The following is a 13,133-nucleotide window of genomic DNA, read 5'->3' on the forward strand; positions in this document are numbered from 1 at the left end:
TCCTTAGTAGCTGGTGACACGGTTCACCTCAGCTAACGAGGTAACCCCTTGGCGCGCTTTTTCTAAACCGGTTTGGCGCAAGTTTTTAATGCCTTCTCGCTGCGCTTGGGCGGCAATATCAAGAGAATTCCCCCCTTCCATAATGATTTTAGCCAGCGCTTCGGTCATTGGCATGGTCTCGTAGATCCCAACCCGGCCTTTATAGCCGCCGGTGCACTCGCTGCACCCAACCGGGCGGTACAGGGTAAAACCTTCGTCAATTTGCCGGGGGGTAAAACCTTGGCGTAGTAACTCATCTTTGGGTAAGTGCTCAGGCTGCTTACAGACCGGACACAAACGCCGGCCCAGGCGCTGGGCAATAACCAGGGTAACGCTGGAGGCAATGTTGTAGGGCGGCACCCCCATGTTCACTAATCGAGTCAGGGTTTCAGAGGCCGAGTTGGTGTGTAAGGTAGAAAGTACCAAGTGGCCGGTTTGCGCCGCTTTTATCGAAATTTCAGCGGTTTCTAGGTCGCGAATTTCCCCCACCATGATGATGTCTGGGTCTTGGCGCAAAAAAGCCCGTAGCGCCGAGGCAAAGGTCATACCGGCCTTGGTGTGAATTTGTACTTGGTTAACCCCTGGCAGGTTAATTTCAACCGGATCTTCGGCCGTTGAAATATTGCGCTCTTCGGTATTTAAAATATTAAGGCCGGTGTATAGCGATACCGTTTTCCCGGAACCTGTAGGCCCGGTGACCAATATCATGCCTTGCGGCTTGTGTAGGGCTTCAAGATAAAGACGTTTTTGTTCGGGCTCATACCCCAGCATATCGATACCTAGCTGCGCCGAGCTGGAGTCGAGAATACGCATTACCACCTTTTCGCCCCAAAGGGTGGGTAAGGTTGATACCCGAAAATCGATGGCTTTTTTTCGCGACAGCCTAAGCTTGATACGACCATCTTGGGGAATACGCCGCTCGGCGATGTCGAGCTTGGACATCACCTTGATACGGGCCGACAACCGGTTAGCCACGGAGACTGGCGGCGCGGCAATTTCATGCAAGATGCCATCAATCCGAAACCGCACCCGGTAGGTTTTTTCATAGGGCTCAAAGTGCAGGTCCGATGCGCCTTTACGGATAGCATCCATCAGTAACTTATTGATGTAAATGACAATTGGTGCATCATCATCTTTTGACGAAGTAGCAAGTTCCGGCTCTCTGTCTTCGCTATCTTCAACCGCAAGGTCGGCCAGCTCTGAATCGTTTACATCGCCGATATCCAGGGCGCCGGTTGCCTTTTCAAGCAGTTTATCAATGCCTTTCGCCAGTTCATCGGCGTTGACCAATACTGGCTCGGTGGGTAGGCGCAAATTAAAGCGAAAATCTTCTAATGCGGCTTGGTTGGAAGGGTCAGCGGTGGCAATAAAAATGCGGTTTTGCCTTTTAAACAGCGGCAGCACCGAGTGCTTTTGAATCAACTGCTCGTTTAACAAGGTACTGGGTATGGAATCGAGGTCGAACTTGGTTAAATCAAAAACCGGCAGGCCGTATTGCTCTGACAGAAAATGCACAAAGGCATCGGCAGTTAGTTCAGACTTTTTTAAAACATCAAACAGCGGGATCAACCCGGAATTATTTTCCTTCAGTAATTCCTCAACCGTTGCCTGCGAAATCTTGCCCCGCCTTAACAGCAGGGCAAGCGTACCTTTGGCAACGGGTAGGAATCCTGACATGTTTATATTTTAGGCACACTCAGCCAATCAGCAAAGTCCATTAGTTTTGCAAGTACCAGATATAACCCATGTAACCTGGCTCGTATTCGCATCGACTACGGGACCTAAAATATAAGTACTGCTGTTACTGTCAACAGATGAAGCAATAGTTGCGGTTATACCAGCTACACCAGCATTACTTCCAGGAGTCGTCCAAGTAACACTATCAACGTAACCACTTGCTCCTACGTCAACAAGTCCGCATAAAGTAGAAGTTAACCCTGTAGCTGAGCTTAATCCATTACTCTGTGCGCAGACCTCAGCCTGAGTCTTCATGGACCCCGTGGCCGCAATAACTTCAGAGAACTTCGCTTTTTTGGTATAGGTCTGGTAAGCAGGCAGGGCAATGGCTGCCAGGATGCCGACAATCGCTACCACGATCATCAATTCAATCAAGGTAAAACCTTGCTGTTTATTCATTGTGAATCCCCTCTTAACACATCTTTTGTTTGGCCAGCCCCGCAAGCTGGGCTGAATCAAGTATTAACGCGGCTTTGGTAAAACGCCAAGGTCAATGTCAAATATAGGTTAACCAAAAGTTAAAACCAAAAGCGTTAGCGCGATTTTTGCCTGCCTTAAAGTTGCGCAACCAGGGCATTAGCGAAAGCTAATGCCGCAAAAATGCTAAAAAAATGTTTCTTAAAATTTTATCAGCGTTGCTTGCTCAGGCGCTGCTAGCGCCGTCTTTGTAGCTGAGTGCTGGCAGGGTAGAATGTGGCCATTCGTTCAAGAGATGTCAGAGCAGAAACATGACCTTAGAGCAGCAAATTAGTCAGCAGGTACGTTCAGCACTTGCCGAAGATTTAGGTGGCAAAGCCTTAGCGGAAAACGACATTACTGCCATGCTGGTGCCAGCACAAGAGCAGAAAAGTGCCACCGTGATTACCCGTGAAGACATGGTTTTTTGCGGCAAAGAGTGGGTGCTGGAAACCTTCAAGCAGCTAGATACCCAGGTCGAAGTCAGCTTTTTGGTGGCCGATGGGCAACCAGTGAGCGCAGGCTCGCCGCTTTTTACCCTCAAAGGCCCAGCCCGGGCACTGCTAACAGGGGAGCGCACCGCGCTTAACTTTGTGCAGTTATTGTCAGCCACCGCTACCACCACCCATTTCTACGCGCAGAAATTGGCTGGCACCCAAACCCGTTTATTAGATACCCGAAAAACCATTCCGGGCCTGCGCTTGGCGCAGAAATACGCGGTGAAATGTGGTGGCGGCCAAAACCACCGCATTGGCTTGTTCGATGCGTTTTTGATTAAAGAAAACCATATTATGGCTGCCGGCTCTATCGACAAAGCGATAGTCAACGCCCATAGCATTGCGCCAGGCAAACCGGTTGAAGTGGAAGTTGAGAACCTAGCTGAGCTGGACCAAGCCTTGGCGGCGGGCGCCGATATTGTGATGCTGGATAACTTCAGTTATAGCGACATGGCCGCCGCGGTAGCCAAACGTAATAAAGTGGCGCCAGGCACCAAGCTGGAAGTGTCAGGCAATGTCACCGATGAAGCCTTGGCGGCCATTGCCAAAACCGGTGTGGACTTTGTTTCAAGCGGTGCGCTTACCAAGCACATTCAGGCTATCGACCTGTCGATGCGCTTTAACTGAACCGTTGCTGGGTATAAAAAAACGCGGCCAAGGCCGCGTTTTTTTATCGCATTAACAGCACTGGCACTGGGGTGCTTTGCAACAAAGTGGTGGTGGTTGACCCAAGTAGAAATTGGCGAATACGCGAATGTCCGTAGGCACCCATCACCAGCAAGTCGATATTGTGTTGCTGCTGGTACTGGCACAGCACTTTATCAACTTCACCCGCCATTATCTGGCTATGGCAATCATGCTGTTGCGCTTCCAGCTGCGCCTTGGCCCAGGCAAGTTCACTGCGATGACTCTCGGTTTCTTCACCCACCATCACTAAGTGGCAAGGCAAGCCTTTAAAAATTGGGCTTTTCGCCACTACATCAACGATTTTACGGGTGGTGGCTGAGCCGTCGAAGGCAATCATCACCGATTGCGGCGCTTTAAAAGCCTCAGACACCAGCAATACCGGCTGGTTTAAGGCGCGAATAATGCCTTCAACATGCACGCCAAGCACCGCACTACTGAGGTCGGACGCACCTTTCTTACCTAACACCCAAACCCGGGTATCAGACTCTAATTCTTTAAAGCTCTGCACCACATCGCCGTGACGTTGACGGCATTGCGGCTTATCAAGGCCTTTAGTGACCAACTTGTCAGCGAGGGCATCCAGCATTAAACGGCCCTGCTCCATTGCCAGCTTGCTACGCTGTTCGTCTAACTTGGCCATTTCAGCAATCAGCGCTTCCTGGGCACCTAATCCTAAGGCGCCGCTAAAATCACCGCCATGTAGGCCGTGCTGAACGTCAAGAATATGCAGTAAGGTCAGTGGTGCCGACAACCGGCCCGACAACCAAGCGCCATACTCTGCCACTAAATCGGCTGTTTGTGGCCCGTCAATGCAGGCAACAACTTCGCTACTCATCGGCTTCTTCCTTAATGTCCCATCAGCTTTTCAACATCCTGCTCCTTATCGTGTACCGCGAAGCGGTCCACCAAGGTAGCGCTGGCTTCGTTAAGCCCTATGACTTCAACCTCAGCCCCTTCGCGGCGCAATTTCAGCACCACTTTATCCAAGGCGCTTACCGCGGTTTGGTCCCAAAAGTGGGCACGACTGACATCTATACGGACTTTAGCAACCGCTTCTTTGAAATCAAAACGCTTCACAAAGTTGTTGGCAGAGGCAAAGAACACCTGGCCCACCACCTTGTATTCGGTAACGCCGTCTTTAACTTCCGTACCAACATAAAGCACCCGGGCGACTTTACTGGCAAAGAACAGGGACGACAGCAATACACCAACAATCACGCCGATGGACAGGTTGTGTGTAGCCACTACGGTAACCACGGTGACTATCATCACGATGTTCGTGGTCAGCGGCGTTTTGGGCAGATCGCGAATAGAACTCCAGCTGAAGGTACCGATAGAAACCATGATCATCACCGACACCAAGGCTGCCATCGGGATCTGCGCCACCCATTTATTTAAAAACACCACCAAGATCAGTAAAAACACACCTGCCGTCAGTGTCGAGAGGCGGTTACGGCCACCGGATTTGACGTTAATTACCGACTGGCCAATCATGCCGCAACCTGCCATGCCACCCAAAAAGCCGGTAACGATATTGGCAATGCCTTGGCCACGGCATTCCATGTTTTTATCGCTGTCGGTATCGGTGAATTCATCACAGATGGTGGCGGTCATCATCGATTCCATTAAGCCAACCAGGGAAAGGCCCAAGGCATAAGGCGCGATAATGCTGAAGGTTTCAAAGTTAAAAGGTACGTCAGGCAGTAAAAAGGTTGGCAAGCTGTTGGGCAGCGCGCCCATGTCACCAACGGTATGGATATTAAGCCCTAAGTACATTGAAAGCGCAGTCATCACCAAAATGCACACTAAAGGTGATGGAATGGCTTTGGTGACATAAGGAAACAGGTAAATAATGCCGAGGCCGCCAGCAGTCATGGCATAAACCTGCCAGCTGACATGGGTAAGCTCTGGTAGCTGCGCCATAAAAATCAAAATGGCCAGGGCATTCACAAAGCCGGTTACCACCGCCTTTGAGACAAATCGCATCAGCTCACCGAGGCGTAACACACCAAAAATAAACTGGAACACACCGGTTAAAATGGTGGTGGCCAAGAGATATTGCAGGCCGTGGTCTTTGATGAGATCTGTCATCAGTAGCGCCATGGCGCCCGTAGCCGCGGAAATCATCGCCGGACGCCCACCAACAAAAGCAATAATGGTGGCAATACAGAAGGACGCGTAAAGGCCGACTTTCGGGTCGACACCGGCAATAATAGAAAAGGCAATGGCTTCTGGGATCAGCGCCATCGCGACCACGGAGCCGGAAAGAATGTCTTTAACGGGTTGAGAAAACCACTGCTGGCGCCAGCTCATGGGAAGCATCCTGTAACAACAAACAAAGCCGACTATTGTACAGAGATTGCTTAATCGTGCCCAGACCGGCGCAGCATGCCTCTTTGAAGCTTGTCACCTTTTAGGCGATGCACAATGCTCATGGCGACATGTCCTGCCACCGTTAGCACCAGTGCCCAGGCAAAAAACCGGTGCAAATGCTCCAAGCGGTGGTGAATAGCGCCGCCAAAGCCCGGTAGCGAAAAGCCCCACCACAGTGGAGTAGCACTGGGCCGCGTCAGCACAACACCCAAACCGGCTAACAACACCGCCGCCATCAACAAATACAGCAGTAAATGGCCCCAATGGGCGAGTTTGGCATTTAGGGGAGATAAGCCTTGTTTGGGCAAGGGATTAACGCATCGCCAAACACCGCGCCCAACCAACAGCAATAACGTGAGAACACCCAGGCTGATATGGCCATTTTTTAGCAAAGCGCGCAGCCCGCTGCCTTTTTCCGGTAGGCCCATTGATAGACCAACGGCAAATAGCGCCAATATTAATAATGCCATCAGCCAATGGAACAGATGGGCAAGCAAGCCGTAACGCCAAGAAGTATTTTTCAGCACAAAGCCTCCATGTCTTTGTGCCAGTGTGAAGGCCTTTTATTAAAACAGGCTTAGTGTTGCAGCTGCGCCGCCAACCATTGGCGAAGCTGGCCCTGATTAAGGGCGCCGCTCACTCGGGCAAGCTCTTGGCCTTTATCGAACAAAATCAAAGTGGGGATTGAGCGTATTGCAAAGCTGCCGCTGGCAGCCGGTGCCTGCATGGTATCAACCTTGGCAAAACTGACTTTGCCTTGCCATTGCTGCGCTTCCTTGGCGAAAACAGGCGCCATCATTTTGCATGGCCCGCACCAGTCTGCCCAAAAATCCACGATTAGTGGCAAGCCGTGCCGACTCACAGTTTGGCGCAGATTGCCGTCATCAAGGCTGAGTAAACCGTCCAAAAGGCTACCTTTACAGGCGCCACATTTGGGACTGTCACCAAGTCTTTGCTCGCTAATACGATTTATACGCCCACAATGCGGGCAAACCAATTCCACCGGTTACCTCCAAAACTGTTATTGAAGTGCTTTAACAGTGGCAACGATGGGGGCGTTAGCTTCAGGAAAGGTCAGCGTATCAATGTCTTTTATCGCCACCCATTTGCCTTCTTGGCCTTCAAGCCCTTTGGGCTGCCCTACAAAGCCGCGAACCAGCCAAACATCAAGCTTGACCGCTTTATCGCCGTAGTCGTGTTCCACCACTAATAGCGGCTCGGCCAAGGTGACGTTAATACCGATTTCTTCTTTGAGTTCTCTATCCAGTGCCAGCAGCAGGGTTTCACCCTCTTCAACTTTACCGCCGGGAAATTCCCACTTACCACCCTGATGCTGATGGCTAAGGCGTTTGGTCACGAAAATTTCACCGCGGCCATTTTCAATTACCCCAACCGCCACGTGTATCAGCTTTTTCATTTACTTGGTCCTTAAAACCAAAGTGGCCCTTTCGGGCCACTTGATTAATGCATTAACAACGGATACTTAAGCCAGCTTACCGTGGCACTGCTTGTATTTCTTACCCGAGCCACAGGGGCATGGGTCGTTACGGCCAACTTTTGGGCCGTCTCGCATTACCGTTGCCGGTGTAGCATCCTCAGGTTCGGCGGCTTCAGGCTCACCCATTACACCAGTGGCTTCATGCTGGTATTGATGCGGCACTTGCTCAGCGCGGCGGCGCTGCTCTTCAACCGCTTCCACGTCTTCCTGGGCCTGAATTTGTACCTTACACAATACGCTAACGACGTCATGTTTAAGGGCTTCAAGCATTTGCGTGAATAGCTCGAAAGCCTCGCGCTTGTATTCTTGCTTGGGATTTTTCTGCGCATAACCACGCAGATGAATGCCTTGGCGCAGGTGGTCCATGGCGGCCAGGTGTTCTTTCCACAAGCCGTCCAGGGTTTGCAGCATCACCGCTTTTTCAAAGTGGCGCAGCACTTCTGGGCCCACCGCCTCTTCTTTGGCAGCATAGCTGGCCTCTACCGCATCGTGAATGCGCTGAGTCAGGCCTTCTTCGTCCAGTTTGTGGTCTTCATCAAGCCACTGCTGCAACGGCAGCTCCACTTGGAAGTCGCCACGCAGGCGTTCGGTTAAACCCGGAATATCCCACATTTCTTCCAGCGACTGCGGCGGAATGTAGCTGGCAATAGTCTGGTCAACCACGTCGGTGCGAATGGCATCGATAGTGTCTTTAATCGAGGCACTGTCCATGATCTCGTTACGTTGTTCGTAGATCACGCGGCGTTGGTCGTTGGCCACGTCATCGTATTCCAGCAGCTGCTTACGAATATCAAAGTTACGGCCTTCCACCTTACGCTGGGCATTTTCGATGGCACGGTTAACCCAAGGGTGCTCGATGGCTTCGCCATGCTGCATACCCAGGCGCTTCATCATATTGGTGACGCGGTCTGAGGCGAAAATACGCATCAGGGCATCTTCCATCGACAGGTAGAAACGGCTGGAACCCGGGTCACCTTGACGACCAGAACGGCCACGCAGCTGGTTATCAATACGGCGAGACTCGTGACGTTCGGTACCAATAATGTGCAAACCGCCAGCATCCAGAACCGCTTGGTGGCTTTCTTTCCACTTGGCTTTAATGGCGTCAATTTGCTCTTCGGTCGGCTCTTCGAGCTTGTCGACTTCCGACTGCCAGTTACCACCCAGGATAATGTCGGTACCACGGCCAGCCATGTTGGTGGCAATGGTTACCGCACCTGGCTGACCGGCTTGAGCCACAATATCGGCTTCCATGGCGTGATACTTGGCGTTCAGTACCTGGTGGGTAATACCTTCTTTTTTCAAGAGCCTCGACAGTAATTCAGAGGACTCGATGGAAATGGTACCCACCAAGGTCGGACGGCCCTTGTCAGCCTGAATTTTGATGTCGTTGATAATGGCTTCGTATTTTTCTTCTGCCGACAGATAAACCTGATCAGGCATATCGGCACGTACCATTGGCCTGTTGGTAGGAATAACCACGGTTTCCAAGCTGTAGATGTGGTTAAACTCAAAGGCTTCGGTGTCGGCAGTACCGGTCATCCCGGCTAATTTGTCGTAAAGACGGAAGTAATTTTGGAAGGTGATGGAGGCCAGGGTTTGGTTTTCATTTTGAATATCCACCCCTTCTTTGGCTTCCATGGCCTGGTGCAAACCTTCTGACCAGCGGCGGCCCGGCATGGTACGGCCGGTATGCTCGTCGACGATAACAATTTCACCGTCAGCAACGATGTAATCGACGTCTTTTTGGAACAGGTGATGGGCACGCAAGGCCGCATTCACGTGGTGCAGCAGGCTGATAGAGCTGGCGCTGAACAGGCTGTCTTCTTGGTCCAGCAAGCCTTTTTCTTTAAGGATATCTTCGATATGCACCTGACCACGCTCGGTCAGATAAAGCTGTTTGGCTTTTTCATCGATAGTGAAGTCACCGTCACCAAATTCGCCGTCTTTGTCTTCCTCGGCTTGACGCTTGAGGTTTGGCACTATGGCGTTGATTTGACGATAAAGCTCGGAAGAATCTTCCGCCGGGCCAGAGATAATAAGCGGGGTACGGGCTTCATCAATCAGAATGGAGTCAACTTCATCCACTACCGCGTAGGCCAGTTTGCGCTGTACCCGTTCTTCGGGGCTAAAGGCCATATTATCGCGCAGATAATCAAAGCCGAATTCGTTGTTGGTACCGTAGAGAATATCGGCTTCATAGGCCGTTTTCTTCTCCATAGCACCCATCCCAGGCACGTTTACACCAACGCTCAAGCCCAGAAACTCAAACAGCGGCGCATTGGTAGCGGCGTCACGCTTGGCCAAGTAATCGTTGACGGTAACCACGTGCACAGGGCCGGCCAAACCGTTTAGATATGCAGGCAAAGTCGCGGTTAGCGTTTTACCTTCACCGGTACGCATCTCGGCAATTTTGCCGCTGTGCAGCACCATGCCGCCAATCATCTGTACGTCAAAATGACGCATACCAAATACACGTTTGGAGGCTTCGCGAACAACCGCAAATGCTTCAGGCATTAAATCGTCAACGGATTCGCCCTTTTCCAAACGGCCACGAAATTCTTCGGTTTTAGCGCCAAGTGCGGCGTCATCCAGTGCCTCAAGCTGAGGCTCAAGCGCATTGATCTGAGCCACAACCTTGCTGAGGCGTTTGATAGTGCGATCGTTGCGACTACCGATAATCTTGGTGAGCAGTTGTGTAAACATAATCCTGTCTTTTCTTGTACGTGGCCCGGTTAGGGTGCCGGCTATTATTCCTCAAAGCCCGTCTGTGCGGTAGACAAAATGCAAAGGGCAAAATGGCACAAATACCTCAAAACCTTAAAGGCAGCCGCTTACATCAGTCCGGGCCAAGATTGCCGCTTATTCGCGGCAAAGGTCCAATGCTCGGTTTTCGCTGAGCAATACTACACCCACCATATGGCTGTATCACTTCCATATGGTGACGCTTGGGAACACTTTCAAGTGTGCATCAGGCCGGTACCCAGACTCAGCCATTGCCGTGTCTGCAATTGGCACCGATAATGAAGGCTAACATCCAGCGAAAGCCCATATTATGTCAGACCACCCCAGTTCCCTTGAGAACCTGTTGAACCAAAGCCTGTCAGGCCTGGCTGAGCTGTCTCGCAAAGCGTCTAAATTAGGCGCCTTGCAGCAACATTACCAGCAGCAAGTTCAAGGGCCGCTGGCAGCGCACAGCCGAGTGGCGAACCTACGCGGTGGCGTGTTGGTGATCGATGTCGCAAGTGGTGCTTGGCTGAGCCAATTGCGTTTGCAAAGGTCCAATATCCTGAGCCAAATGCGACAAATTGCCCCAAGCCTAACCAGCCTTGATCTACGGATCAACCCAAGCATGGTTAAAGCTGCCCGTAATCCTATCGAACAAAAGCCTAACCAGCGAGAGATCAGTGCCAATACCGCCGCGCAATTGCGTGAACTGGCCGACAGTACCGATGGAAAGCTGAGCGAGAGCCTGAAAAAACTAGCGGCGCTCAGTGAGCGCCGCCAGAACAAGTAGAGACTGAACTATCTATCAGGCCAGGCTGAACCCCGGCGACAGGTAGGAGATGGGGGAAGCGTCACCTTCGTCTTCGAAAGTCACCATTTCCCATTTCTCTTGGTGGGCTAACAGCTCACGCACCATCATATTGTTAAGGGCATGCCCTGACTTGTAAGAGCGGAATTCGCCAATGATGGAGTAACCGGCCAGGTACAAATCTCCCACAGCATCCAGCAATTTATGCTTAACGAATTCATCTTCGTACCGCAGGCCTTCGCTGTTAAGAATCTTGTACTCATCCAGTACCACGGCATTTTCCATAGAACCACCCAGAGCCAAATTGTTGGCACGTAGTGTTTCGATGTCTTTCATAAAGCCGAAGGTACGGGCACGGCTGACTTCGCGGACGAAGGAAGAGGACGAGAAGTCCATCACCAGGCGCTGATTACGCCCTTCCATCGCCGGATGGTTGAAGTCGATGGCCACATCCATCTTAAAGCCCTTGTATGGGTGGAACTCTGCCCATTTGTCGCCCATTTCCACTCGTACCACATCCTTGATACGAATGAATTTTTTGGCGGCATTCTGTTCTTCCACGCCGGCAGATTGCAGGAGGAACACGAAGGGGCTAGAGCTGCCATCCATGATCGGGATCTCAGGAGAATCAATCTCAACATAAAGATTGTCTATCCCAAGGCCCGCCAGAGCGGCGCACAGATGTTCAATGGTCGCAACCTTAACGCCTTCTTCACCGTGCAAGCAGGTGCAGAGCATGGTGTCTTGAACCAAACGGCCATCGGCCGGGATCCCCACCACCGGGTCAAGGTCAACACGGCGGAAGACGATACCTGTATTCGCGGGCGCTGGTCGCAGGCACAGTGACACTTTATTGCCGCCATGCAAACCAACTCCGGTCGCGCTAATTGCGCTTTTTAAGGTACGTTGCCGAATCATCTGTGGCTAACCTCACAAAGTCGGGTAGTCCCCCAAAAGGTCCTACCAGGGTAAAAAGGGCCAGTAATATATCACTATAGCGACCCCGCTTTCAAAAACTGAAAGGCTAAATCCTCGTCAATTATGCAAAAAACAGGGAAACGCACTGTTTTAAGTACTGACGAGTTAAAGCTGCTTTCAGTCAGCCTGACGTCGCAGGAAAGCCGGAATGTCCAAATAGTCCAAATCGGCCTGGTTCTTCCGCTTCGGCTGGGCTTGCGCAGGTTCTTCAGCTTTACGTACTTCTGGCTGAGCCTGTGCAACGGCCTGGGCCGGTAACGGACGACCATGGGTACCATCACCATTAGGTTGCTGGTACTGCGGACGCGGTGGTTCTGCTTGCATTTTCTGTACCAAAGTGATCTCCGGCTTGCGCTCGGTACCACCGATACCGGTTGCCACTACCGTTACGCGGATATCATCTTCCATCTCAGGATCGATGGTAGTACCCACTACCACGGTGGCATGTTCAGAAGCAAAGCCCTGCACCGCGTTACCGACGGTTTCAAACTCTTCAATGGTCAGGTTCATGCCGGCAGTGATGTTAACCAAAATGCCGCGGGCACCCGCCAGGTCGACGTCTTCCAAAAGCGGGCTGGAAATGGCCAGCTCGGCGGCTTCTTGCGCGCGGTCTTCACCGCTGGCAATGCCGGAGCCCATCATGGCTTTACCCATTTCGCTCATCACAGTGCGCACGTCGGCGAAGTCGACGTTGATCATGCCAGGCTGGGTAATAAGCTCTGCAATACCTTTAACGGCCCCCAGCAGCACATCATTAGCGGATTTAAATGCCGCCAGCAGGCTGGTGGATTTACCCAACACTTTGAGCAGTTTCTCGTTAGGAATGGTGATCAGCGAATCAACGTGTTGTTCCAGCTGGTTGATACCTTCCTGGGCATAAGCCATACGCTTTTTGCCTTCGAACGGGAACGGCTTGGTCACCACAGCTACGGTCAGCACGCCCAGCTCTTTGGCGACTTCAGCAACCACAGGAGCGGCACCAGTACCGGTACCACCGCCCATGCCAGCAGCGATAAAGACCATGTCGGCCCCTTCCAGCACTTCACGGATCTGTTCGCGGTCTTCCTCGGCGCTTTGGCGACCGATTTGCGGATTCGCACCGGCACCCAAGCCCTTAGTTACGCTGGCACCCAGTTGGATGGTGACGTGGGCTTTGGAGTTTTTCAGCGCCTGCGCGTCGGTATTTGCGGCAATAAACTCAACGCCTTCAATGGTTTGTTCAACCATGTGCTGCACGGCGTTACCACCGCCACCACCAACGCCGATCACTTTAATTACGGCCTCATCGGTATGGCCATCTACAAATTCAAACATGATTCAGTCTCCAGTCTTC

At 51.8% G+C, this 13,133-nt stretch carries 12 protein-coding genes; 2 read left to right on the top strand and 10 right to left on the bottom strand.

The window, feature by feature from the left end:
- Positions 1 to 3: 3 nt before the first annotated feature.
- Entirely contained in the window at positions 4 to 1,716 is a 1,713-nt protein-coding gene (gene pilB / locus DW350_RS16435; protein ID WP_115719975.1) for a type IV-A pilus assembly ATPase PilB, read from the bottom strand.
- A gap of 27 nt (positions 1,717 to 1,743) precedes the next feature.
- On the bottom strand, positions 1,744 to 2,175 hold the full coding sequence (locus DW350_RS16440; protein ID WP_115719976.1) for a pilin: 432 nt from the start codon (positions 2,173 to 2,175) through the stop codon (positions 1,744 to 1,746).
- A gap of 329 nt (positions 2,176 to 2,504) precedes the next feature.
- Here DW350_RS16440 and nadC point away from each other — a divergent pair, with 329 nt between their 5' ends.
- A complete protein-coding gene (nadC, locus tag DW350_RS16445; RefSeq protein ID WP_115719977.1) occupies positions 2,505 to 3,356 on the top strand; it encodes a carboxylating nicotinate-nucleotide diphosphorylase in 852 nt (283 codons plus the stop codon).
- A 43-nt stretch (positions 3,357 to 3,399) separates the two neighbouring features.
- Here nadC and DW350_RS16450 read toward each other — a convergent pair whose 3' ends face one another.
- The 6 genes from DW350_RS16450 to secA all read right to left on the bottom strand — a co-directional run bounded on the left by DW350_RS16450 (position 3,400) and on the right by secA (position 9,993).
- Positions 3,400 to 4,251: a universal stress protein gene (locus DW350_RS16450; RefSeq protein WP_115719978.1), complete on the bottom strand. Its 852-nt coding sequence runs from the start codon at positions 4,249 to 4,251 to the stop codon at positions 3,400 to 3,402.
- A gap of 11 nt (positions 4,252 to 4,262) precedes the next feature.
- Positions 4,263 to 5,738 (bottom strand): SulP family inorganic anion transporter, encoded by a 1,476-nt coding sequence (locus DW350_RS16455; RefSeq protein ID WP_115719979.1) that lies wholly within the window; start codon positions 5,736 to 5,738, stop codon positions 4,263 to 4,265.
- A 41-nt stretch (positions 5,739 to 5,779) separates the two neighbouring features.
- Positions 5,780 to 6,316 (bottom strand): cytochrome b, encoded by a 537-nt coding sequence (locus DW350_RS16460; protein WP_115719980.1) that lies wholly within the window; start codon positions 6,314 to 6,316, stop codon positions 5,780 to 5,782.
- A gap of 50 nt (positions 6,317 to 6,366) precedes the next feature.
- Positions 6,367 to 6,792, bottom strand: coding sequence for a thioredoxin TrxC (gene trxC, locus DW350_RS16465; RefSeq protein WP_115719981.1), 426 nt, complete (start codon positions 6,790 to 6,792; stop codon positions 6,367 to 6,369).
- Between the two features lie 18 nt (positions 6,793 to 6,810).
- Positions 6,811 to 7,206, bottom strand: coding sequence for an 8-oxo-dGTP diphosphatase MutT (mutT, locus tag DW350_RS16470; protein ID WP_115719982.1), 396 nt, complete (start codon positions 7,204 to 7,206; stop codon positions 6,811 to 6,813).
- A 66-nt stretch (positions 7,207 to 7,272) separates the two neighbouring features.
- Positions 7,273 to 9,993, bottom strand: a complete 2,721-nt coding sequence (secA, locus tag DW350_RS16475; RefSeq protein WP_115719983.1) for a preprotein translocase subunit SecA — start codon at positions 9,991 to 9,993, stop codon at positions 7,273 to 7,275.
- A gap of 349 nt (positions 9,994 to 10,342) precedes the next feature.
- Between secA and DW350_RS16480 the strand changes: the two genes are divergently transcribed.
- Positions 10,343 to 10,804, top strand: a complete 462-nt coding sequence (locus DW350_RS16480) for a DUF721 domain-containing protein (RefSeq protein WP_115719984.1) — start codon at positions 10,343 to 10,345, stop codon at positions 10,802 to 10,804.
- A 15-nt stretch (positions 10,805 to 10,819) separates the two neighbouring features.
- On the opposite strand, the gene lpxC is transcribed toward DW350_RS16480, so the two are convergent.
- Together lpxC and ftsZ are read right to left on the bottom strand one after the other, a co-directional pair.
- Positions 10,820 to 11,740: a UDP-3-O-acyl-N-acetylglucosamine deacetylase gene (gene lpxC, locus DW350_RS16485; RefSeq protein ID WP_115719985.1), complete on the bottom strand. Its 921-nt coding sequence runs from the start codon at positions 11,738 to 11,740 to the stop codon at positions 10,820 to 10,822.
- A 177-nt stretch (positions 11,741 to 11,917) separates the two neighbouring features.
- Positions 11,918 to 13,114 carry a cell division protein FtsZ gene (ftsZ, locus tag DW350_RS16490; protein WP_115719986.1) on the bottom strand — a complete coding sequence of 399 codons (1,197 nt, stop codon included), beginning with the start codon at positions 13,112 to 13,114 and terminating at the stop codon, positions 11,918 to 11,920.
- Between the last annotated feature and the right edge of the window lie 19 nt (positions 13,115 to 13,133).

This window comes from Gallaecimonas mangrovi (genome assembly GCF_003367375.1).
Taxonomy (GTDB): domain Bacteria; phylum Pseudomonadota; class Gammaproteobacteria; order Enterobacterales; family Gallaecimonadaceae; genus Gallaecimonas; species Gallaecimonas mangrovi.

What these genes read in the sequence shown, in the direction of transcription:
- pilB (WP_115719975.1), bottom strand. Translation starts at nt 1,716, where the DNA reads ATGTCAGGATTCCTACCCGTTGCCAAAGGTACGCTTGCCCTGCTGTTA.
- DW350_RS16440 (WP_115719976.1), bottom strand. Translation starts at nt 2,175, where the DNA reads ATGAATAAACAGCAAGGTTTTACCTTGATTGAATTGATGATCGTGGTA.
- nadC (WP_115719977.1), top strand. Translation starts at nt 2,505, where the DNA reads ATGACCTTAGAGCAGCAAATTAGTCAGCAGGTACGTTCAGCACTTGCC.
- DW350_RS16450 (WP_115719978.1), bottom strand. Translation starts at nt 4,251, where the DNA reads ATGAGTAGCGAAGTTGTTGCCTGCATTGACGGGCCACAAACAGCCGAT.
- DW350_RS16455 (WP_115719979.1), bottom strand. Translation starts at nt 5,738, where the DNA reads ATGCTTCCCATGAGCTGGCGCCAGCAGTGGTTTTCTCAACCCGTTAAA.
- mutT (WP_115719982.1), bottom strand. Translation starts at nt 7,206, where the DNA reads ATGAAAAAGCTGATACACGTGGCGGTTGGGGTAATTGAAAATGGCCGC.
- secA (WP_115719983.1), bottom strand. Translation starts at nt 9,993, where the DNA reads ATGTTTACACAACTGCTCACCAAGATTATCGGTAGTCGCAACGATCGC.
- DW350_RS16480 (WP_115719984.1), top strand. Translation starts at nt 10,343, where the DNA reads ATGTCAGACCACCCCAGTTCCCTTGAGAACCTGTTGAACCAAAGCCTG.
- lpxC (WP_115719985.1), bottom strand. Translation starts at nt 11,740, where the DNA reads ATGATTCGGCAACGTACCTTAAAAAGCGCAATTAGCGCGACCGGAGTT.
- ftsZ (WP_115719986.1), bottom strand. Translation starts at nt 13,114, where the DNA reads ATGTTTGAATTTGTAGATGGCCATACCGATGAGGCCGTAATTAAAGTG.